This window comes from Roseivirga sp. 4D4 (genome assembly GCF_001747095.1).
Taxonomy (GTDB): domain Bacteria; phylum Bacteroidota; class Bacteroidia; order Cytophagales; family Cyclobacteriaceae; genus Roseivirga.
The window spans coordinates 1957685-1979030 of the sequence record NZ_MDGP01000001.1 but is presented as its reverse complement, the minus strand read 5'-3'; the positions used below and the strand labels follow the sequence as shown (position 1 = coordinate 1979030).

18 protein-coding genes and 1 tRNA gene are annotated in these 21346 nt (G+C 42.3%); 5 read left to right on the top strand and 14 right to left on the bottom strand.

Annotation, left to right across the window (positions count from 1 at the left end; genetic code table 11):
- Positions 1–4 precede the first annotated feature (4 nt).
- Positions 5–91 (top strand) — tRNA-Ser (locus BFP97_RS08545).
- Between the two features lie 324 nt (positions 92–415).
- Here BFP97_RS08545 and BFP97_RS08540 read toward each other — a convergent pair.
- The 3 genes from BFP97_RS08540 to BFP97_RS08530 form a co-directional block, all read right to left on the bottom strand.
- On the bottom strand, positions 416–664 hold the full coding sequence (locus BFP97_RS08540; RefSeq protein WP_069842018.1) for a hypothetical protein: 249 nt from the start codon (positions 662–664) through the stop codon (positions 416–418).
- 151 nt (positions 665–815) lie between these two features.
- On the bottom strand, positions 816–3287 hold the full coding sequence (locus tag BFP97_RS08535; protein ID WP_069842017.1) for an ABC transporter permease: 2472 nt from the start codon (positions 3285–3287) through the stop codon (positions 816–818).
- Between the two features lie 218 nt (positions 3288–3505).
- The gene (locus BFP97_RS08530) at positions 3506–5974 is read right to left on the bottom strand and encodes an ABC transporter permease (RefSeq protein WP_069842016.1); all 2469 of its coding nucleotides are present in this window, start codon (positions 5972–5974) and stop codon (positions 3506–3508) included.
- Between the two features lie 287 nt (positions 5975–6261).
- Between BFP97_RS08530 and BFP97_RS08525 the strand changes: the two genes are divergently transcribed.
- Together BFP97_RS08525 and BFP97_RS08520 are read left to right on the top strand one after the other, a co-directional pair.
- Complete coding sequence (locus BFP97_RS08525; protein ID WP_069842015.1) at positions 6262–6591, top strand: PadR family transcriptional regulator; 330 nt, start codon at positions 6262–6264, stop codon at positions 6589–6591.
- Complete coding sequence (locus tag BFP97_RS08520) at positions 6575–9280, top strand: ABC transporter permease (RefSeq protein ID WP_083262479.1); 2706 nt, start codon at positions 6575–6577, stop codon at positions 9278–9280. The genes BFP97_RS08525 and BFP97_RS08520 overlap by 17 nt, the downstream gene beginning before the upstream one ends.
- A 237-nt stretch (positions 9281–9517) precedes the next feature.
- Here BFP97_RS08520 and BFP97_RS08515 read toward each other — a convergent pair whose 3' ends face one another.
- Positions 9518–10738: a DEAD/DEAH box helicase gene (locus tag BFP97_RS08515; protein ID WP_069844247.1), complete on the bottom strand. Its 1221-nt coding sequence runs from the start codon at positions 10736–10738 to the stop codon at positions 9518–9520.
- A 96-nt stretch (positions 10739–10834) separates the two neighbouring features.
- Between BFP97_RS08515 and BFP97_RS08510 the strand changes: the two genes are divergently transcribed.
- Positions 10835–11062: a heavy-metal-associated domain-containing protein gene (locus tag BFP97_RS08510; protein WP_069842014.1), complete on the top strand. Its 228-nt coding sequence runs from the start codon at positions 10835–10837 to the stop codon at positions 11060–11062.
- Between the two features lie 6 nt (positions 11063–11068).
- Here the strand turns inward: BFP97_RS08510 and BFP97_RS08505 are convergent, their stop codons facing one another.
- The 4 genes from BFP97_RS08505 to BFP97_RS08490 form a co-directional block, all read right to left on the bottom strand.
- The gene (locus BFP97_RS08505) at positions 11069–12523 is read right to left on the bottom strand and encodes a TrkH family potassium uptake protein (protein ID WP_069842013.1); all 1455 of its coding nucleotides are present in this window, start codon (positions 12521–12523) and stop codon (positions 11069–11071) included.
- A 9-nt stretch (positions 12524–12532) separates the two neighbouring features.
- On the bottom strand, positions 12533–13873 hold the full coding sequence (gene trkA / locus BFP97_RS08500) for a Trk system potassium transporter TrkA (protein WP_069842012.1): 1341 nt from the start codon (positions 13871–13873) through the stop codon (positions 12533–12535).
- Positions 13874–13949: 76 nt separating this feature from the next.
- Positions 13950–15107 carry a mechanosensitive ion channel family protein gene (locus BFP97_RS08495; RefSeq protein ID WP_255399419.1) on the bottom strand — a complete coding sequence of 386 codons (1158 nt, stop codon included), beginning with the start codon at positions 15105–15107 and terminating at the stop codon, positions 13950–13952.
- A gap of 25 nt (positions 15108–15132) precedes the next feature.
- Positions 15133–16335 (bottom strand): S-adenosylmethionine:tRNA ribosyltransferase-isomerase, encoded by a 1203-nt coding sequence (locus tag BFP97_RS08490; RefSeq protein ID WP_069842011.1) that lies wholly within the window; start codon positions 16333–16335, stop codon positions 15133–15135.
- Between the two features lie 299 nt (positions 16336–16634).
- Here BFP97_RS08490 and BFP97_RS08485 point away from each other — a divergent pair, with 299 nt between their 5' ends.
- On the top strand, positions 16635–16982 hold the full coding sequence (locus tag BFP97_RS08485) for a hypothetical protein (protein ID WP_139135238.1): 348 nt from the start codon (positions 16635–16637) through the stop codon (positions 16980–16982).
- Positions 16983–17042: 60 nt separating this feature from the next.
- Here the strand turns inward: BFP97_RS08485 and BFP97_RS08480 are convergent, their stop codons facing one another.
- The 6 genes from BFP97_RS08480 to BFP97_RS08455 form a co-directional block, all read right to left on the bottom strand.
- A complete protein-coding gene (locus tag BFP97_RS08480; protein WP_069842009.1) occupies positions 17043–17933 on the bottom strand; it encodes a biotin-dependent carboxyltransferase family protein in 891 nt (296 codons plus the stop codon).
- Complete coding sequence (pxpB, locus tag BFP97_RS08475; protein WP_069842008.1) at positions 17926–18636, bottom strand: 5-oxoprolinase subunit PxpB; 711 nt, start codon at positions 18634–18636, stop codon at positions 17926–17928. The genes BFP97_RS08480 and pxpB overlap by 8 nt, the downstream gene beginning before the upstream one ends.
- Position 18637: 1 nt before the next feature.
- The gene (locus BFP97_RS08470) at positions 18638–19393 is read right to left on the bottom strand and encodes a 5-oxoprolinase subunit PxpA (protein ID WP_069842007.1); all 756 of its coding nucleotides are present in this window, start codon (positions 19391–19393) and stop codon (positions 18638–18640) included.
- Positions 19394–19478: 85 nt separating this feature from the next.
- Entirely contained in the window at positions 19479–19895 is a 417-nt protein-coding gene (locus BFP97_RS08465) for a hypothetical protein (protein WP_069842006.1), read from the bottom strand.
- A 67-nt stretch (positions 19896–19962) separates the two neighbouring features.
- Entirely contained in the window at positions 19963–20952 is a 990-nt protein-coding gene (locus BFP97_RS08460; protein ID WP_069842005.1) for an NAD-dependent epimerase/dehydratase family protein, read from the bottom strand.
- A 37-nt stretch (positions 20953–20989) separates the two neighbouring features.
- Positions 20990–21337, bottom strand: coding sequence for a hypothetical protein (locus tag BFP97_RS08455; protein ID WP_069842004.1), 348 nt, complete (start codon positions 21335–21337; stop codon positions 20990–20992).
- Positions 21338–21346: the final 9 nt, after the last annotated feature.

Below are 21346 nucleotides of genomic sequence, written 5' to 3'. Positions count from 1 at the left end.
CCACGGAGAGGTGGGTGAGTGGCTGAAACCACATGTTTGCTAAACATGCGTGCGGGAAACCGTACCGGGGGTTCGAATCCCCCTCTCTCCGCAATGAACCCCAGACCGAAGGTCAGGGGTTTTTTGTTTTAGCACGTTGAACTTGTTCATAAGTGCCATAAAACAAAAAACCTAAGCTGAGCTTGCTCAGCAGGGTTCATTGCAGACCACCCCTAACGGGATCAACGTAGTTAATCCTTTTCTTCTACTTTGTCTATGTGGTGAGAACCCATGGGTTCGAAATCGTAGCGTAGCGAAGATTCACGAGGGGTATAGCGTATGCCTGTGCGTATGAGTAATCCCCCTCTAAGCTGAGCTTGCTCAGCAGGGTTCATTGCAGCCACCCCTAAAGGGATCAACGCAGTTAATCCCTTTCCTAAGCCGTATGAAGGCTAATCTTAGTTTCTGAAAAGAGATGATAAGCAGCCACAATGGTTGAATGACCGTTCTGATAACTTTCAATTTCCGTTCGTTGCTCTAGGTAGACAGGGGAGAAGTCCTGTTCTCCTTCCTCCCAAATGACGAGCATAAACTCATAATTGATCTTACTCTCTCGACCTTCAACCAACCATTGGTCGAAAGTATCTTCATCAAGTGATTTGGGGAAACCCAGGCCATCGAACATGAGGCGAAAGTATAAAAATTGAGCTTGTATCAAAAGCTAAAAAAGAACGTCATTCCCATGAAAATGGGAATCTCCTTTAGGCTTGGTGCCATAGATTTGGAGATTCCCGCTTTCGCGAGAATGACGATACTGAATTTATTTCTTTTAAGCCTTATTCGTAGCGTAAAGCCTTCACGGGGTTTTGGTTGGCGGCTTTTAGTGAATGGAAGCTCACCGTCAAGAAAGCAATCACCAATGCCATAATACCTGCAACAGCTGCCGCACTTACAATCATAGTAGACAAGTCCATGGTATACTGGAATACCTGTAGCCAATCTTCTATCAATAGGTAAGCAATTGGTGCCGCTATGACGAAACCGACTGTCACTAGGACCATAATGTCTCTGAAAATCATAAACACTAATTGGAAGACCGAAGCACCTAATACCTTCCTCACACCAATCTCCTTGATGCGTGTGGCAGTTGTGTAGGATGATAGTCCCAGAAGGCCAAGACAAGAGATTAGGATACAGATATAGGATAGAATTGCCGTGAGTCTACTCTGCTTCTTATCAGACTTGTAAAGCAATTCTGCCTGACTATCAAGCAATCCATATTCGAAAGGATGACTTGGATCAAGCTCGGCATAGCGTGTTTCCAGATAGTTTAACGTCTCCTGAAGTTTACCGGCTTTCGCGTGTACTACAACAGCGGGCTGTACCTGAGTAATGGTCGCAAATCGCTCATATCGGAAGATTAATGTTGGTTCGACTTTTACGTGCAACGAGAAGGCATGGAAGTCTTTGACTACACCAATCACCCTGAATGTAGGCACATTAGGTCCTGCATTCTGGACTTTTTTACCAATCGGATTTTCCCAGCCCATTTTTTCCACCATCGCTTCATTAACGAGTACACCATTCGTTATGTCGGTCGGTATATTTTCATCGAAATCTCTTCCGTCTATGATTTCCATTTCCATGGCTCGCACGAAATTCTCTCCGATATTCATCATGTTGTAGGTGTCAGTCACCATAAGGGTATCTGCACCTTCAACCATCATGACCTGACGACCACCTCCAATCAGGCGATTGCCGACAGAATTGGAAGTACCCGTATTCATACCTGTGGATGTGGTGACATCAATAATATTCGGATTTTCACGAAGCTCATTCTGAATAAACTCCAGTCTTCGGCTTACCAGCGTATCTCTCGTTGGGATAATGATGACATTATCCTTATTAAAGCCAATGTCTTTCTGCCGCATAAAGTTGATTTGATTGCCCATAAGCAGGGTGGCGATCACCACACCGATAGATACAAAAAACTGAAACGCAACTAATACTTTTCTCAAGAAGAGGCTGCCAGGACCTGATTTTACGGAGCCTTTCATGGCTAGCAATACCGAAATCGTTGACAGATAGAAAGCAGGGTAAAGTCCTGAAAGCAAACCAATCAGTAGTGTAATGCCTAGTGATCCGAATAGCAATAGATTATTACTCAGAAAGTGAAGCTCAAGTTCTTTGTCCAACAAATCGTTTAGGCCCGTACCATGAATCAGCAGGTTGACGATCACGATCGCGACAATCAGTGAAACGAAAGTGATCACGATCGATTCGCTTAAGAATTGACCAACCAACCTCCCTTTTGTTGAGCCGAGAACTTTCTTAATACCAACTTCTTTGGAACGTTTTGTGGCCCTAGCTGTAGCCAGGTTCATGTAATTGATAGAGGCCAGAATCAGCACAAAAAGGCCAATGGCCATAAAGGCGTTAGTGTAGGCTTTATTGCCTGTCGGCAAGTCATACTGCACTTTTGAGTTGAAGTGTACTTCATTTAACGGTACCAATCTTGGCGAGAAAGAAGCCTCTCTAAGCGAAGGAGCAAATTGCGCGATTGGCGCCATGTACTTGTCGAAGAACTCCGGGAACTTGTTGTAAATGGTGTTTACATCATATCCTTTAGGCAGTTTGACATAAGAGTACAAGGCAATATTCCAAAGCGCTCCAGACCGTTGTTGGGCATTCAAAGGAGGTTGTCCTGAAGTAGCAGTAGTAAAGGAAATCAGGCCATTAAATCGTAGGTGTACGTTATCTGGGACATCTTCAATAATCCCCTTTACAGTAAATGTATTCTGATCGGTTTTCACCAGCTCATTCAAAGGATTTGTATCTCCAAAAAGCCTCTGGGCGGTACTTTCTGTTAATACTAGACTGTTAGGTTCTACAAGAGCGGTTTTCGGATCGCCCTGAATGAACTTATGGGTGAAAATATCGAAAGTGGTAGAATCGGCCAGATAGACATCATCTACATAGAAATTGTTGTCATCTATTCTGAAAAGCACCTGTCCAGTATTTTGAAACCTTGTAAAGGATAAGATTTCTGGGAACTCCATTTGCATGGTTTCTGCCAATGCGGTTGAGGTGAGGGCAAACTCATCATTCTTAGGAGGGATGTAGAATTTGGACTCGATGCGGTAAACCTGATCCCAGTTTTCATGGGATTTATCATAGCTGTAATCACTCTGTACATAGAGCATGATGATTATACTGACCGCAAGGCCAATGGCAAGGCCGAAAATATTGAGGAATGAGTAGAACTTGTTTCTAAGCAATACTCGAATTGCGTAAGCGATATTCTTCATATGAGAGGTTGGCAAATGTTAACGATCCTTCCAATACATGAAGCATACCAGAAACTAGTATTGTATGTAACTAATTGTTTAACAACGATTTATATTTTAATGCTCTTTGTGAAAACGCGTTTTATGTGCGTATTCGAACTCGATTATGAACGATAACGTACATGAAAAAAGGCCGCTCCTAATCAAAGGAAACGGCCTGAACAATTAAAGGAAAAGTCTTACTCGTATCTCAAAGCCCTTACTGGGTTTTGACTTGCGGCCCTTAGCGAATGATAACTCACCGTCAAGAATGCGACTACGATCGAGAGTACCCCTGAAAGTATAGCTGCGAAAGCCAGCATTTGTGCCAAAGGCATTTGGTATGCAAACTCTTGGAGCCACTGCTCAATAATGTAGTAGGAGACAGGTATAGAAATCACAAAACCAATGATGATTAATACCAATACGTCTTTGAAAATCATATAGACCAACTGGAAGATCGATGCGCCAAGCACCTTACGCACCCCAATTTCTTTGATACGCTGTGAGGTACTGAAAGAAGCAAGCCCCAATAGCCCAAGACATGAGATGAAGATACAGATGTAAGAGAGAAGCCCCGTGAGCTTACTTTGACGAGCATCTTCTCTATAAAGCTCTTCCGCACGACCATCTAAGAATCGGTATTCAAATGGATGGCCAGGGTCAAGCTCTGTAAACTTCTGCTCAATGAAGTCCATGGTTTGCCTCAAGGACTTTCCATCCACATGAATCATAAAGGACGGCAAAGCACCTTGAGCCTTTAAGAATGGGTTGAAATCGTAATGGAACATGACCATCGGTTCAACAGCTGTATGTAAAGAGAAGGCATTGAAGTCTTTCACGACACCGATCACTTTGCTCGGTTGAACACCAGGTATCGGTAAGCCCAGTTCTCTTCCGATTGGATCAGCCCAGCCCATATTCTTCACCATGGTTTCATTAACCAAAACCCCTAGTGTTCTGTCAGATGGCTGGTTCTTGTCAAAATCACGTCCAGCTACAAGCTCTAGTTGCATGGTCTTGACATAATCATCACCCACAAACATAACCGGGTAAGTATCATCTCTGCTAATCGAATCAGCGGATTCTGCTCTGATCAATGACTTTGAAGCCCCTAATAAGTTGTTCCCCAAGTTAGAGTCACCCCCTACCACAATCGCATCGGTAACACTGATGACATTAGGGTTTTGCTTCAACTCTGACTTGATAAAGTCTACACGGTTGCTCATGGCAGTGTCCTGCATGTTAATGATTACCACATTGTCCTTGTTAAAGCCAAGGTCTTTGTCTGCTAAAAACTCAATCTGGTTTTTCATTAAAAGTGTGGAAATGATCACAGCAATTGAAATGAAGAACTGAAAAGCAACCAGCCCTTTTCTCATATTCATGCTGCCAGGTCCACTTTTGGCAATGCCTTTTAACGCTTTAATGGTGCTCACAGCAGATAGATAGAAAGCAGGATAAAGACCTGACAGAATACCAATCAAGAAGGTCACGCCTAGCACTCCAAGGGTCATGGTAAGGTTCGACATAGGCTCAAAGACCAGCGTTTTTCCCATGATGTCTCCTATACCAACACCGTTAATAAGCAGTGCGACAATACCAAAGGCTAGTACTAGGGAAACTAATGCGATAATGATGGACTCGCTTAGGAATTGAGTAACCAAAGCTCCTTTGGTAGAACCCATTACCTTTCTAATACCCACTTCTTTGGATCTGCTGGTTGAACGGGCCGAGGCCAAATTCATATAGTTGATCGAAGCGAGGAGCAAAATGAATATGCCGATCGCTGTAAAAGCGTAGGTGTAAGTTTTATTGCCGGTAGGAAAGTCAAATTGAGCCGGTTGGGAGCTAAAGTGTGTATCTGCAATATTGGTGAGGTCAATCATGAATACCCCTTGGTAATTAATGATTTTGGCGATCGGGGCCATGTACTTTTCATAGAACTCAGGAAACTTGTCCTTTAAGTCCTGAGGGTTGTAATTCTTCGCAAAGACCAGGTAAGCAAAATCAGAAGGACTCCATAATCCGCCTTGTTGTTCCTGTTGAGCAAGCAGTTCTTTGTTCGTTTGCACCGTTTCATATGACATAAAAGCATCATAAGTCATGTGGACGTTCTCCGGCATATCTTTCATCACACCAGTCACCTTAAACTGGTTAGTAGCCGTTTTTAAGGTCTGACCCATGGCATCTTGTCCTTGGAAGTACTTATTAGCCAGAGTTTCAGAGAGTACGATAGCGTTTGGTTCATCAAGTAGCGTTTCGGGATCCCCTTGAATCAGTGGATATTTGAAAACGGTAAAGGCAGAAGTATCGGCATAGAAGATGTTGTTCTCATAGAACTTTCTTCCATCAATGTCGAAAAGGACCTTTCCTGCAGGTCTGAAACGCACATAATTCTCGATTTCGGGATAATCAGCCTTTAGGCCTTTAGGTAAAAATTGAGATACGAAAGCGTATCGATCTTCCTTTTCACCCACAATGAAATTCGATTCTACACGATAGATGCGCTCATAATCACCAAACTGCTTATCAAAGCTCATATCGCTTTGTACAAATAGAAAAATAATGATGGCGACCGTTAGGCCGACTGCAAGACCCAGGATATTGAGGAGTGAGTAAAACTTGTTCTTTAGCAGTACTCTAATGGCAAGTGTGAAGTTCTTCATGATAAAGGTGTTGAGTTTTTGGTAGTATAAAAGTCTGAAGAATGAGCCTCATGGTTCAATGAAAGATGAAGAACGTCTTAATTCGGCTGCTCTGTGGAAGAGATTTCCGCTGAGTGGAAGCTGGAAATACGAAAAAATGGACTTGTCTTGTAACGTTATTGAAATTTGAAAGTAACAGTCATAAGGTCTTTCTCGTCATTATCATATGGAATCTTTCCAAGGACTTGGTAGCTAGGTTAAAATAATTCGTTAAACTTGTGGTTATATTATTTACATAATAGTAAAATATGAAAGGCACATATTTGGGAGAGTTTGAAGAGGTGGTGCTGTTAACCGTAGCCATGTTGGAAGATGAGGGCTATGGTATATCAGTGAAACAACAAGTAGAACTCAGAACTAAAAGAACGATTAACCTTAGTGCGATTCACTCGACTTTGTATCGGTTGGAAAAGAAGGGTTTTCTAAACTCTAGACTTGGGGAAGCCACAAAAGTGAGGGGAGGTAAGCGAAAGCGTATTTTTTACATCACTCCCTATGGAGTAAAAAGTCTTAAGGAAGCAAAGTCCCTGCGAGAGGACATTTGGAATTCAATACCAACTTATGTCTTACAAAAATAATGTGCCATCTCCACCGCGCCTGGCGCTGTGGTTACTTCATATATTCTGCACCAAGCATTGGTTGGAGGAGATAGAAGGAGATTTAGAAGAGGAATTCGCACTAAATGTTGAGGAGAAGGGACTCAACAAGGCAAGAACGATTTACTTCTGGACGGTTCTCCGATCGTTCAGAGTCTATATACTAAAAGAGAAATTTTTATCAGGTCAACACTCAAACAAAAGAATCATGTTCTCAAATTATCTAAAAATCACGCTTAGAGCCCTGCTCAAAAACAGGGTGTATTCATTCATTAATATCTCAGGCTTGGCGATCGGCATTGCAGGTGCTTTGCTGATTTTTCATTATGTCAGTTTTGAGTCTAGCTATGAAAAGTTCATTGAAGGCTCGGAAGACATGTATCGGGTAAGCCTAGAATTATATGGAAATGGCGAATTCGTTTACCATAGTGCCGAAAACTATCCACCTGTGGGAGAGACTATGGTCAACGACTTTCCTGAAGTCATAGAATGGGCACACCTATATAATATGGGTGCAAAGAATAATGTGGTCATTACCTATGAGGAAAGTCCAGGTGAGCCCATTAAGCTTAAGCACAAGAAGTTCCTTTATGCGAGCCCTAGTACGCTTTCTATGTTCTCAGCGCAAATGGTGGAAGGAGATGCCGCCACCGCATTGGATGAACCGTACAGTATCGTAATCTCAGAGAGTACTGCTAAGAAGTACTTTGGCGATGAAAGCGCGTTAGGCAAGCGTTTGCGGCTGCGTGATGACGACTTCAACAATGAAAACTGTTTGGTAACGGGTGTTTTTAAAGATCTTCCCGCTAATACACATTTAAAATATGATGTGCTGATCTCGACCGGAACTATCTACGGTCGATGGGATGGTGCCTTGACAAGATACAAGACCGGTTGGGTAAGAAAGGATTTCTATACCTATGTAAAGGTACGCCCAGGGACTGATATCAAGGCATTGGAGGCCAAACTTCCAGAAATGATCGATCGGAATATGCCAGATTTGGCGGATCAAAATGCACGACATGTAATGCATTTGCAGCCTTTAAACAGGATTCACTTTGACTCACACTTGTCAGATGAAGCAGAATTGAATGGTAGTGCTGAGCCAATTACCTTCCTGTCCATCATTGCCATTTTTATAGTGGTGATCGCTTGGGTGAATTATGTAAACCTTGCTACTTCAAGATCGCTTGATCGTGCTCGAGAAGTTGGAATTCGTAAAGTACTCGGTTCATTGCGTGCCCAACTCATTAGACAATTTCTCTTTGAATCTGTGGTCATTAATCTTCTTGCAGTTGTGCTAGCCTTAGGAATTGTTGCTTTGGCATTGCCGTCTTTCTATGTAATCAGCGGTATTCCTGACAGTGTTGTCATCTGGCAAAACCAGTCCTTATGGTTGCTTTTAGCGGGTGTCTTTTTGTTCGGTTCAATTGTATCAGGTTTCTACCCAGCCATGGTCCTATCGTCCTTTAAGCCTGTAAGCACACTCAAGGGTAAATTTAGAAACTCTAGTACAGGTGTATTGCTCAGAAAAGGGTTAGTCATCTTTCAGTTTGCAACTTCAGCTGCGTTGATTGTGGGTACGCTCACAGTTTCTAAACAAATGAAGTACATGCAGTCTGCCGACTTGGGTTTTGATTTGGAACAGACCATTGTTGTTGAGCGAGCGGCTATTGCCGATACAAGTAGAGCGGTTAGGAATCGAAACCTTGAGACTTTTCAAGAGCAACTTCGAGCAAACGCAAATATCAAGTCTGTATCGAGTAGTGGAATGGTGCCTGGAAAGAAGATTAGATTTAAAGGTGCTGTGAGGGCTTATAATCAACAGGCAGGTCAAGTACATCCCATGGATGCAGTAGGAGGAGATTATGGCTTAATTGAGACCTTAGGAATGGAAATCATTGCCGGACGTAATTTTTCAAGGGACTTTCCTAATGATAGAGATACAGCTGTTTTGGTTAGTCGCTCATCGGTACCATTGCTAGGCTATGATAATCCTGAAGACATCATTAACCAAGCTGTTGTTGTCGAGAATTTCGGTGCTACTGCAATTGTAATTGGGGTAGTAGAAGATTATAATCATGAGTCATTAAGAGTTAAGGCGGCACCTTCAATCTTCTTGCTAGATCCACAGTGGGCAGAGTACTTCTTATTTAGAGTCGATGGCTCAATCCCAGATGCCTTGGCTGCTATTGAAAGGCAATGGAACATCACTTATTCGGCTAATCCGTTTGACTTCTTTTTCCTTGATGAATTCTTTAACAATCAGTATAAGTCGGAACAACAGTTTCAATCCATGTTTTCCGTATTTTCTGTACTTGCCATTCTCATAGGTTGCCTTGGATTATTTGGCCTATCAGCTTTTACGGCTATGCAAAAAACTAAAGAAATTGGAGTTAGAAAGGTTTTGGGAGCCTCTGTCCAGAGTGTCTTTTATATGCTTTCCAAAGAGTTTATCGTGCTGATCTTGATTGCCAATGTTATCGCTTGGCCGATAATTTACTTTGCGATGGACAAGTGGTTGCAGGGCTTTGAATATAGAACCACAATCGACATTGCGGTATTTGGATTAGCGCTGCTCGCTGTATTAGCAGTAGCTTTATTGACTATTAGTTTCCAGACAATCAAGTCCGCAAGACTTAATCCAGTTGATTCACTGAGGTACGAATAGGGAATAATTAACTCAAGTATAGACCAGCATTTTACTCCTTTTTGGTGTAAAGTGCTGGTTTTATTTTATGCTTTACTCTGATGTTTGCATAATTTAAGATAGGTCCGCACTGCAAGTGCGAACCAGATGGACTGATATTATTTGGCCTTGGACTATAATGGTTGTATAATTTAAGATCGGTTCGCACTTGTAGTGCGAACCAGAGAGAAACGCACTGCAAGTACGAACCAGATAAGTCTACCTTCTCTTTTTGAAGTGCTTCTTTTTGCCTCCGTAAGATTTACGACCTCTACCAGCAAACTTTTTTGGGTTATACTCTGGGCCGTCACCCAAAAAGTCAGGCATAGGCACTTTTCGTACTTCAGCTTCAATCAGTTGCTCAATCTTCTGGAAGTTCTCCTGATCATCTTCATTGATAAATGTCACCGCTTCGCCCTCTGACTCAGCACGGGCCGTTCTACCAATACGGTGCACATAATCTGCGGCATCATTTGGTACATCATAGTTAATGATCATATCGATGTTGTCCACATCGATTCCACGAGAGATTACATCCGTAGCCACAATGATCGGCAATTGCTTATTCTTAAATTCTCTGAGAATATCTTCTCTCGCTGACTGCTCCAGGTCACTCGAAATTCCTTTCGCCTTAAAACCTTCTTTTTGCAAGGCACGAGTGATGTCTCTTACCTTAGACTTTCTGGAAGTAAAAACAATCAGGCTAGGAATATCTCCAAATCTCAATAAGTGCTTTACGAGATCAATCTTTTGAGAATCATAGGTAAGAAAAGCAGCTTGGGTGATCTTTTCAGATGGCTTCGCAATTGAGATGTTGATTTCTTCTGGATCATTCAGTATCTCTTTGGCCATTTTCCTAATCTTCGGTGCCATGGTAGCAGAGAAAAGAAGGTTTTGACGCTCTTTTGGCAGATGATTGATAATCTTCATGATATCCTCATGGAAACCCATGTCAAGCATTCGATCGGCCTCATCGAGGACCAAATGCTTGAGTTGATCAACCTTTACATAACCGAGATTGAGGTGAGATATTAGCTTGCCCGGGGTGCCGATCACAATGTGGGTTCCTTTGGCCAGCGCATTCTTTTCTCTGGTAAAACCAGCTCCGTCACCACCGCCATAGACGGGTAAGGAGGTAATGCCACTGAAATAGCTCAGTCCTTCTAACTGCTGATCAATTTGCACAGCCAGTTCCCGTGTTGGACAGATAATCATGGTATTGATATGCTCATCAGATACTCCACTTTCGGCTATCTTATGCATCAGAGGTAACAGGAAAGCTGCTGTTTTACCAGTACCTGTTTGTGCACAACCGATAAGATCTTTGTTGGCTATGATGGTAGGGATGGCGGCCTCTTGGATTGGAGTTGGTTTTTCGAACCCCATTGCATCCAATCCTGCAAGCACATCTTCATGTAAATTGAGTTCTGTAAAGGTCAAAGCTTGAACTATATTTTGAATAGATTTGTAAGGCCATAAGGAAGCCTTTTCGAAAGATACTAAGATCAATCGATGGAGCAATAAAACTGACTGAAAATGAAGAAAGCCATCTATAAGACAAATATTAACTGCGGTGGATGTATAGCTACAGTAACGCCCTTTATGGAACAAGCCAAAAGCGTTGAAGACTGGTCTGTAGATACAGACTCTAAAAATAAATTGCTGACTGTTTCGGGAGCTAACTTAGATAAGAAAGAGGTAGAGAACTTAGTGAAATCTGCGGGTTTCGAAATCAAGGAAAAGAAAGGCTTATTCTCCTTCTAATATCGATTATCGCTTTCTCCAGAAGTGAGGAGAGAGTAGCATCAAGACTGTAAAGAGTTCGAGTCTACCGAGTAACATCAAAGCCGAGAGTAGCCACTTTCCACCGGTGGGCATGCCAGCAAAGTTATTCAATGGGCCTACATCACCGATACCAGGACCTACATTACCCAAAGAGGTAGCCACAGCTCCAAAGGCAGTGTCAAAATCTACATTCATCGAGGAGAGTAAAGTCACTCCGACCAAGAAGACCAGAATGTAAATCATAATAAAGGCAAGGACATTGTATACTATGCTTTGCTCTACTGCCTTACCACTAATTCTTACAGGCATTACGGCAGAGGGATGAAGTTGCCTTTTCAACTCTAGAAAGGAGTTTTTGAACAATACCACATGCCGTATTACTTTTACCCCACCCGCAGTAGATCCGGCAGAACCTCCTACAAATAGAAGAATAAAGAATAATACGGATAAGAATGGTGCCCATGAAGTATAGTCAGCTGATACAAAACCAGTGGTAGTAATCAAAGAGACTACTTGAAATAGTGCATCTCTGAAAGAGTTTTCAAAGGGTTTGTCATTAACAACAAGCAGTGTTACCGTTACAATTACAGTGATCACCGCTGTAAAACTGAGGTAGACTAAAAACTCTTCGTTCTTGAATACCTTCTTGAAATTCCTTTTAAGTCCAAAATAGGTAAGGGTAAAACTTGTTCCCGCCAGGAACATAAAGAAGATCACGATATACTGAATCAAAGGATCCACAAACTGAAGGCTATCGTTCTTAGTTGAGAAGCCCCCTGTAGCCATCGTGGTCAAGGAGTGATTGATCGCATCGAAAGGGTCCATGCCTGCAAAATAGAGTGCAATGGCTTCAGCCAATGTCAGTCCTACGTAGAGAAACCAAAGCCGCTTGGCAGTCTCCTGAATACGAGGCTGAAGTTTATCTGGAGTAATACCAGGAGCTTCGGCAACGAATAGCTGCATTCCTCCAATACCCAAGAAGGGTAGGATTGCAAGGGCCAGTACAATGATTCCCATACCACCTATCCATTGCGTTAAGCTTCTCCAGAATAGAATGCCGTTCGGTACCGATTCTATATCTGTTAATATGGATGCTCCGGTAGTAGTATAACCAGAAATAGTCTCAAAAAATGCGTTACTAAAGTTGGGGATAGACCCACTGATGATGTAGGGTAAAGCGCCAAAAATGGACATTACTATCCACCCTGCAGTTACAATCAGATAACCGTCTTTCTTTTTAAGTTCTTTGCTTTTCTTTTTTCTGGTGATGTATCTCAATAGGAAGCCAGAACCAAGGGTAATAATGCTTGAGGTGGTTATCGCAATCCAATCATGCTCTCCGTAATAGAGTGAGATGGGTAGGCACAGTGCCATAAAGCCACCATTGATCAGGAGAAGAATCCCCAGTATGTCACCGATAACTTTTAAGTTGAACCTCATGAGATCGTTCTAGATGAAGTAATCTTCAACCTTTTTGATACACTCTAGCTTGGACAGTACGACCACTCGGTCTTTGGGTTGAAACTTGAAGTTGCCTGGAGTGGTCAATCCTTTGCCATCTCTGATAACACCACCGATAATGGCAGATTTGGGGAATTCAAGATTACGCAGTTCTTGCTCCGTAATTTTTGAGGTTTCCTGCACTTCAAATTCTAAGATCTCTGCATCTACTCCATGAATACTGGCGATAGACACAATTTCTCCCTGACGAATATGACGGAAGATAAAGTTTGCTGCTATTAGTTTCTTATTGATCATGGTGTCAACACCAATACTCTGCGAAAGGTGTATGTAATCCATGTTTTCCACCATGGCGATAGTTTTCTTAACACCCATTTTTTTGGCTACCAGACAAGAAATGATATTCGTTTCAGAATCACCCGTCACAGCAATGAAGGCATCCATTTCGTTGATACTTTCTTCTTCAAGGAGGTCGACATTTCTACCGTCACCGTTGATTACCATCGCATCAGGCAATTGATCGGCAAGTTCGAAGCACTTCTGGGCATCACGTTCTATCAATTTGACATTGTATCGAGCACTCAGTAACTTGGCTGCATGAAAGCCTACACGCGATCCACCGAGGATCATAACACTCTTGACACCTTCTTTTTTCTTCCCGGTTAGGAAAAGTAGTTTTTCAACTCCATCAGGTTGTGCAATGAAATAGGCATGATCATTCTCTTCAAAGCAGGTATCGCCATAAGGAATAATAGTCTCATTATCTCTAAGTATAGCCACTGTCATAAATGACTGATCTGGGTTGATCTTGGCCACCTCGAGCATTGACTTGCCTTTGAGCGGACTCTTAGAATCAATATTAACACCAATCAATTGAAGTAAACCCTTCTCGAATTCAAAGCTATCGGTTACGGCTACTTCCTTAAGCAATCTCTTAATCTCACGGGCGGCAAGCGATTCAGGAGAAATCACATCATCAATACCGAGGTGCTTCAAATTAAGCTTATCCTTTTGGTAAAGAAATTCTGTATTGGAAATACGTGCAATGGTTCTCTTTGCACCTAAGTGCTTCGCGATAATCGCTGTAGCAATATTGGCTTCTTCGGACGAAGTAACGGCTATAAGCAAGTCAGCATCTGCTACACCTGCCTCTTCCAAAACAGCGTAGGAGGTAGAAGTACCCTTAATCGTACCAGCATCTACAGTGTTACTTGCCTGTTTTAATTTATCTGCAGCCCTATCAATCAAGACAATGTCTTGTCCCTCTTGACAGAGAAGTTTAGCCAAATGAAACCCCACATTTCCAACACCCGCAATAATAACTCTCATCCGAATTCCTTATAAAGTGGACAAATTTATGAAAAAATCATCTACAACTATTCAAATTGACGCTGATTACTAAATCCTACTTCAGCGGTTTGTCTGTATTTGTCCAACCAGATTTTAGATGTAAATCCCGCTGAGGGTAAGGAATTTCAATTCCATGTTCCTTGAACTTCTCAAAAATCTCGTAATAGAGCTGGCTCTTTAAAATGATCGGTTTGTCGATGTAACTACTTGTCCATATGAGCAAATCAAAGTCGATGGAGCTATCTCCATAGCCAACAAATAGCACATCAGGAGCCGGCCTTTTCAATACGTCCTTGTTGGCATCTGCAACTTCTAGCAACACTTTCTTGATGATCGCAGGATCTTCCTTATAAGACACCCCTACAGGCACATGGTATCTAATACGCCTATCATTATGGCTCCAATTGATGACTTGCTTGTTGATAAGGTCTGAATTAGGAATGATAATGGAAATATTATCATTGGTATTCACTGTACTTGCACGGGAAGAGATCTTCACAACATCGCCTGTTACACTCCCAACCTCAATGCGGTCACCTACCTTAATTGGTCTTTCAAAAAGAATGATTAGACCAGAAATGAAATTGTTGGCAATGTTCTGCAGTCCAAAACCAATACCCACACCGAGTGCACCGGCTAGCACGTTCAACGAACCCAAATTAATTCCTGAGTTTTGAATCACCACAAAAGCACCTACTATGATAATAAAGTATTGTATGATGGTTCCTATGGACTGACTGACCCCTATATCATCAGAGTATTTGGATAATATCTGTTTGACGAAAATAGATTTCAGCTTCCCCGAAAGGAAAACCAGCAATGTCATAAAGAAAGCCAGCCTTGCTATGCTGAAGAGCGTTAGGTCTGGTTTTCCATCTTCGTCTCTTGTAAAGGAGTAATTAAGTTCTGAGTCCTCATTGAGTCCAATTGCCGTGAGTAAAAAGGCGATACCTATCACAAGCAATGTATACTTAGTCGTATTGCCAATGGAAAGCACTGTTTTACGATCGTGAACATATCGAGGAAGTATCCGATTAATCAGTGTGGCCCTGACAAGGTTACCCAATAAGTTCACCAGAAATAGAAAGACGATCGGTATGATAATCTCCGTGGCCGTAAAAGAAGCACCTTCTCCGAAGGCTGGGATTGGCTCACCCAAAAGCGGGATGTTAGAGTTGATATAATTGATCAGCCAATCGTAGACTTTTGTCATACCCGAATATAGTTATCTTTTGAGATTAAGGAAGCAAAAGTGACGAGTCTCCGTAACTCAAAAAACGGTATTCGTTTTGCAATGCGTGATCATATACTTTTTGCCAATGCTCACCTATGAATGCAGCCACCAAAAGCATGAGGGTACTACCAGGCTGATGGAAATTGGTGAACAATCCATCGCATACTTTAAATTGATAGCCGGGCATAATAAAAATTTCAGTACTGCCCGAAAGCTTGTCAATTCCTTTATCAATCATCCAGTCATGAATGTACTGAAATGCTTCGGTTCGACTTGGTAAATCACCTGCTTGATAGAGCTCGAGTTTTTCAATATTAAATTGCTCATTTCCATTTGCCAAACGAACACCAAACCAATAGAGACTCTCTAAAGATCGCATAGATGTGGTGCCCACCGCCACGACACGTTTTGCTTCGACTATGTCCTTAATAGTGTCAATGGTGACTTCAATTTGTTCCGAATGCATAGGGTGCTCTCGAGCATCATCAACCTTTATCGGTTGAAAAGTGCCGGCACTCACATGAAGCGTCAGAAAGGACTCTTTCACACCGTTTTGCTTGAGTTGCTCTAGTATTTGATCTGTAAAGTGTAAACCAGCGGTTGGTGCAGCAACCGCACCTTCTTCTTTAGAATAAACCGTTTGATACCGAGGTTTATCCTCTGGTTCGGCAGCACGATTCAGATAGGGGGGCAGAGGTACTTGCCCAGCTAATTCTACTATCTCCGCGAAAGCATAATCCTTGTTATCCCATTTAAAGGATACCAGCCTTTCATCTCTATTGACCAAAGTTGCCTTTAGTTGTACCTCCTGATTTCCATCATTTAGAGTTCTTCTAAGAACTGTTTCCTCTTTCCACCTTTTGAGGTTGCCTACCATGCATTCCCAAATAACTTCATCAGTGGATTCCATCACCGTGCTAATAATTGGGGTTGGTGATACAGGCTTGAGTAGAAAGATCTCTATTTGTGCACCAGTGTCCTTCTGGAAGTGAAGCCTTGCCGGGATTACTTTGGTGTTATTGAAGAAGAGGGTTGTGCGCTCATCGAGAAATTCAGGTGCTTCTCTAAATACCTTGTCGCTGATGTATCCCTTTTCATATAGCAACAACTTGGAATCATGACGGTTCGCTAGAGGGCGTTTGGCTATTTTTTCATCGGGTAGATGATAATTGAATACTGATAAATCAGGTGATTCTGGTATGCTCATAATGCTTCGGCAAATTAAAGTCAAAACTTCAATTTATCCGCCTGAGGGACCGTTAAACATTTTTTTGGTACCTCATGCAACTTTTTTTGGACCCCATTTCGAACAGAATTGTCCGCATTTATGAACGGAAATGGACATATCCGAACATGTTCAAAATCTGTAAAATGCATAAGTACCTGATTTACAGTTGTTTAATTTTTTTGGCATAGCGATTGGAAATAGATTGGCAGGTCAAAAACAACGGTCAATTTTTAGGTCAATCTTCCGTCTTAGGGCGGAACTCAAAATATCAGAACAACATGAAAACAGTTAGTAAAAGAAATATCTCAGCGCTTTTCGCGCTACTGCTGGCAGGAACAATTCTTACCTCTGCCAAGTCAGATTCAGTTGCAAGTTTATCGGAAGTCCCTACTATTGAAGAGGCTCACTACTTAGAATATGTAGACGAGTACGTGGAGGACTACTATGAAGAAATGGATGACGAGCTTTTCGAAACCAGCGAATATGTGAAAGTATATGATGCTAATAACGAATTGTTAGTTGCTGGAGAAAGATCAGAGTTGGATCAGGATCAGCTCCAAATTTTAAGACAAGCTGATTTGCTTACTGAGCAATCAGGAACAGAATATTATCAATTGAATAATTAGTTAGTAGTTTTAGTTTAAGGTTGATTAAGGCGATTTCGAACGGAGATCGCCTTTTCGCATTTAAGAGGTTTCTAAACTGACTAGCATAAATTTCAACTCATCACCAGGCTTCATTTGGGCCACTAACTCCAAATCTTCTTGAACCACGTTTGCTATTCTAGGGTAACCACCTGTGGTTTGTGCATCGGCCATTAATATGATAGGACTACCTCCATTATTGAGTTGAACTGTCCCGATCGTAATTCCCGATGATATTTCCTCACCTACAGGTTTATAATCGTCAAGCTGTCCTTTCAATCGATATCCCATTCTATTAGAGTCAGCATCCACAATAAAGATTTGCTCAAAGAACGCTTGAATCACATCGATTTCGAATCGGTGAAACTCAGGCCCTGTGACTACCCGAATGATATAGCATTCAGCATATATTGGCCTTTGGTGCATTGGAATTCTCTTTGGAGCAAATTCGTCTCTTGTAATGACTTCAAAACTGAAACCATCTCTGATCTTGGAAGGCAGGCCATCGTTTTGCATCAAACTTGGCAATGCGCTATAGCTACCTAGCCATTGTTTTGTTTGCCACAGACCTCCGATCGCCAGATAAGTGCGGCAGCCATGGGCCGTATTATGAAAGGCCAAAATATCACCTGATGTTACATTAATTGTAGTATAGTTTTCAATCACGTTATCATTGAGTGTTGCTTTCATGTCAGCTCCGGCCATGGCAATTTGGCCATTGCCCTGGAACGAGAGTGTCGGCCCAAACATTGTCATTTCCAGAACGGGTGAAGTTGAAGGATTGCCAACGAGGCTATTGACTATGTGCATCGAGCTTTTGTCCAAGGCACCAGAGAATGGAATTCCCTGATCTTGAAAACCAATTCGGCCTTCGTCTTGGACGGAAGTATAGAGTCCCGCTTTCAAACATGTGACCTTCAATACATCAGACATGGGCTTCTTCCATTTGGAAAATGGCGGTTTCAATCTTTAGCTGAATGATTTTGAACTCTTCTAATCCGATTGATCGAAACTTTACATAATCCCCGGGTTTCAGTAAGCTGGTCTGTTCTCGATTCGGATCAAACATATTGAGTGGCGTTTGCCCGATGATCTGCCAACCTCCTGGAGCTTCGGTAGGGTAGATGCCTGTTTGTAGACCCGCCAAACCCACCGAACCTTTTGGAACACTCAACCGCGGTGTTGCTTTTCTTTCGCAGGCTAAATGTTTGGGTAAGCTTCCCATGTAGGCAAAACCGGCTACAAAGCCCAACATATAAACCCGGAAGACCTGATCGGTATGTACTTGGATCAATTCCTCCTTGCTTAAGCCTGTCTGTGTGCAGACTTCATCAGAATCCAGATCATAAGGCTGCTCATAACAGACTGGGATCGAGTAGACCTTTGGCGCCTTTTCTGCCTCTTCTTTTGGACGTCTTTGGTTTAATTCCTTTATCAACTTTGAAATTGAGTCGAAAGTCCAACTTTCAGGTTCAAAACCTATGGTTAGTGAGTTATAGGCAGGAATGAGGTAGGTGATTCCCTTTTCATCGCCTAGCGCATTGTATAATGATATGACCTTTTGGTTTACCTCCTCCGAAATCACTTTTTCGAAGGATACTAGAATGGCACTTTCTCCAAAAGGCTGGATTTTCATATCAGAAGTGCTTTTTGTCAATCTGATTTTGAGCTAATAACGTCTCAATTGCTTTTAGTATATCTACAGCGGCAGGATTGTCGCCATGAATGCAGAAACTCTTCGCTGAAAGCATAACGTCAATTCCATCCAAGGTTGTTGTCTTGCCTTGTTGAGTTATAGAGACAACTTGTTGGGCAGCAAAAGAAGCATCATCAATCACCGCCAACGGTAATGATCTTGACCTTAATTTACCATCTGCCTCATATCTTCTATCTGCGAAGGCCTCTGGTATGTAGTCCATACCCACAGTGTCTAGTATCTCCTCAACATGACTACCGGCCAGCCCCATAATTTTCAACTTGGGATCAATCTTTTTGATGGCCCTATAGACTGTCTCAGCCACCACACGATTGTTTGCAATTTCGTTGTAGAGCGCACCATGAGGCTTCACATAAGCGAGTTTACCTCCAGCACTGGCTACCATGCCCTGCAAGGCAGATACTTGGTATTTGATGAAGGAGGAGAGTTCTTCCTGCGCAATAGGGATTACCCTTCGTCCAAAACCCTGCAGGTCAGGGTAGCCTGGATGGGCACCAATTTGAACATCATGTTCAAGTGCCAAGTTGATTGTCTTCTCTATGTGATAAGGATCTCCGGCATGAATGCCACAGGCTATATTGCAGGATGTGATATGAGGGAAGATGGCTTCGTCATTGCCAATTTTAAAGTTGCCGAAGCTTTCGCCCATATCGCAGTTGATATCTACAGAATCCATAGTCGGTTTTGGTCTCAGGCTATGAATCTATGAAAATTGTGTGAGTTAATGTTTCGGCTAACTGACTTTGTAAGGAGTAGTTACACTATTGGTCGTCAAATGGACCACCTAGAGGAACTACATGACAGCAATCATGACCCACGAGAAAGTCCTGCTGGACAACAATTTGATTTCCTTGTAGACCTATAAAACGAATATTGGTACCCTCCTGATTAATCTGTTCAATTTGTTCATCACTGATCACTACATAGCTGGCAGTGCTTGCAACACTACTATTCAGAATGCTGTAGGTTTCGCCATTGTCCAGGTTTTGAGAATAATAACTATCCAGAAAGATCGGCACTCCATTGGCTGTTTTAGGGCTAAAAGTCAATGAAATGAAAACCTGAGTGCAGGCTATATTGTCGGGACAGGAGCTCGTATTATCTACATCCTCATCTGAGTTTGAGCATGCAGTTAATATTAATAATAGAGAAAAAAGGGTGCAAATGAGTTTTCTCATGAAAGCTTGTTTCCTTATTAGACCTGATCAAATTGAAAAGGGTTGGAAGAGAAGCAGAATTATAGCCTTACTTGATATAGCCTACTTTTTGGAGCCAAGCGAACGCCCGATGCACGGCATCTTCGGCACTCAGTTCAGGGGTATAACCCAGCTCATTCTTGGCCTTGTCGCCATTTAGATGTTGTCCACCCGAAAGCACAGCAATTGCCGTAGAAGATAGGGTAGGTGGTGTGCCTCTAAAAAGCGTGTATTTGGTTTCTTGAATTTTCGAAATGACCTTGGCCAGTTTAAGTGAGAGAATTTTCTTCAAGGGGTCGACTCTCGCCTTCTTACAAATCAAAGCCACAAGGTCATCGGTGTTGGTATTTTCTCCTGTGATCAGGTAGCGCTCCCCAAACTTCCCTTTTTCAAGTGCCATGAGTAGTCCTCGTCCGGCATCACCCGCAAAAACCACATTGCGATCTCCCTTTATATAGGCAGGTAAGGTTTGATTCGCTAATTCAACGATGAGTCGCCCTGTTGTGGGTCCGTAATCATATTCCCCGAAGGTCATAGAGGGGATTCCAATGACGATGGGCAAACCTCCTTTGGCTGCTTCTCTTGCCATTTCGTCCATAAGGCACTTGACCTGGACATATGGTGCACTGTTCTCAGGCGTACCTTTATAAAACCCAGTTTCATCGGCCACTCCGCTTGGTGACTTCGGAATAGCAATTGCTCCTCCAACATAAAGCGCCCTTTTGACATTTGATTCGCGAACAGCATCAATAAAAAACTGCATTTGAAGTCGTGCCGTTTTGATTTCAGCGGCAAGAGGCCTTGGTATTGTGGGGTAATAGGCTGCTGCATTGACTACATAGTCAAGACCATCAAAAGATTTGATTAAGCTGCCTCTGTCACTCAGGTCCGCAGTTCTGGATTCATATTTCAGATCACTAATTCTACTAAGATCGGAACCCTTACGGTGGATGATAACAATCTCATATTGCTTGAAGCTAGCCGCAATAGCAATGTGATGGCCAAGCATACCCGTGCCGCCAATAATTCCCAATCTCATAGAGTAAGTTTTCTAATGGTATACCGAAGAAGACGTCTTAGTCTTCCTCATTGTTATCATCGGCATAAGGATCATGCTCTTCGTCTTCCTCCTCATGTTTGTCCTGATATTCCTCCTTAATATCATCCTTTAAATTACCATCATCATCGTAATCATCATCATCTTCAATGATTTGCTGGGCCTCTTCGATGGTCATTCTTACCAGATAATACTTTTCATCCGTTTCAAAGGGTAAGGCAGAAACTCTTTTGCCCTCTTGATTGGTAAAAGAAATTAGGTTGTCTTCGAAGCCTTCTGGGTACTCGAGTTTGATTTGTTCTTGAATGGCTAGGTCAAGTTTTTCGAAGTCTTTAATTACACGTGGTTTGGTGTTAGGTGTTGACATGCGCTTAGA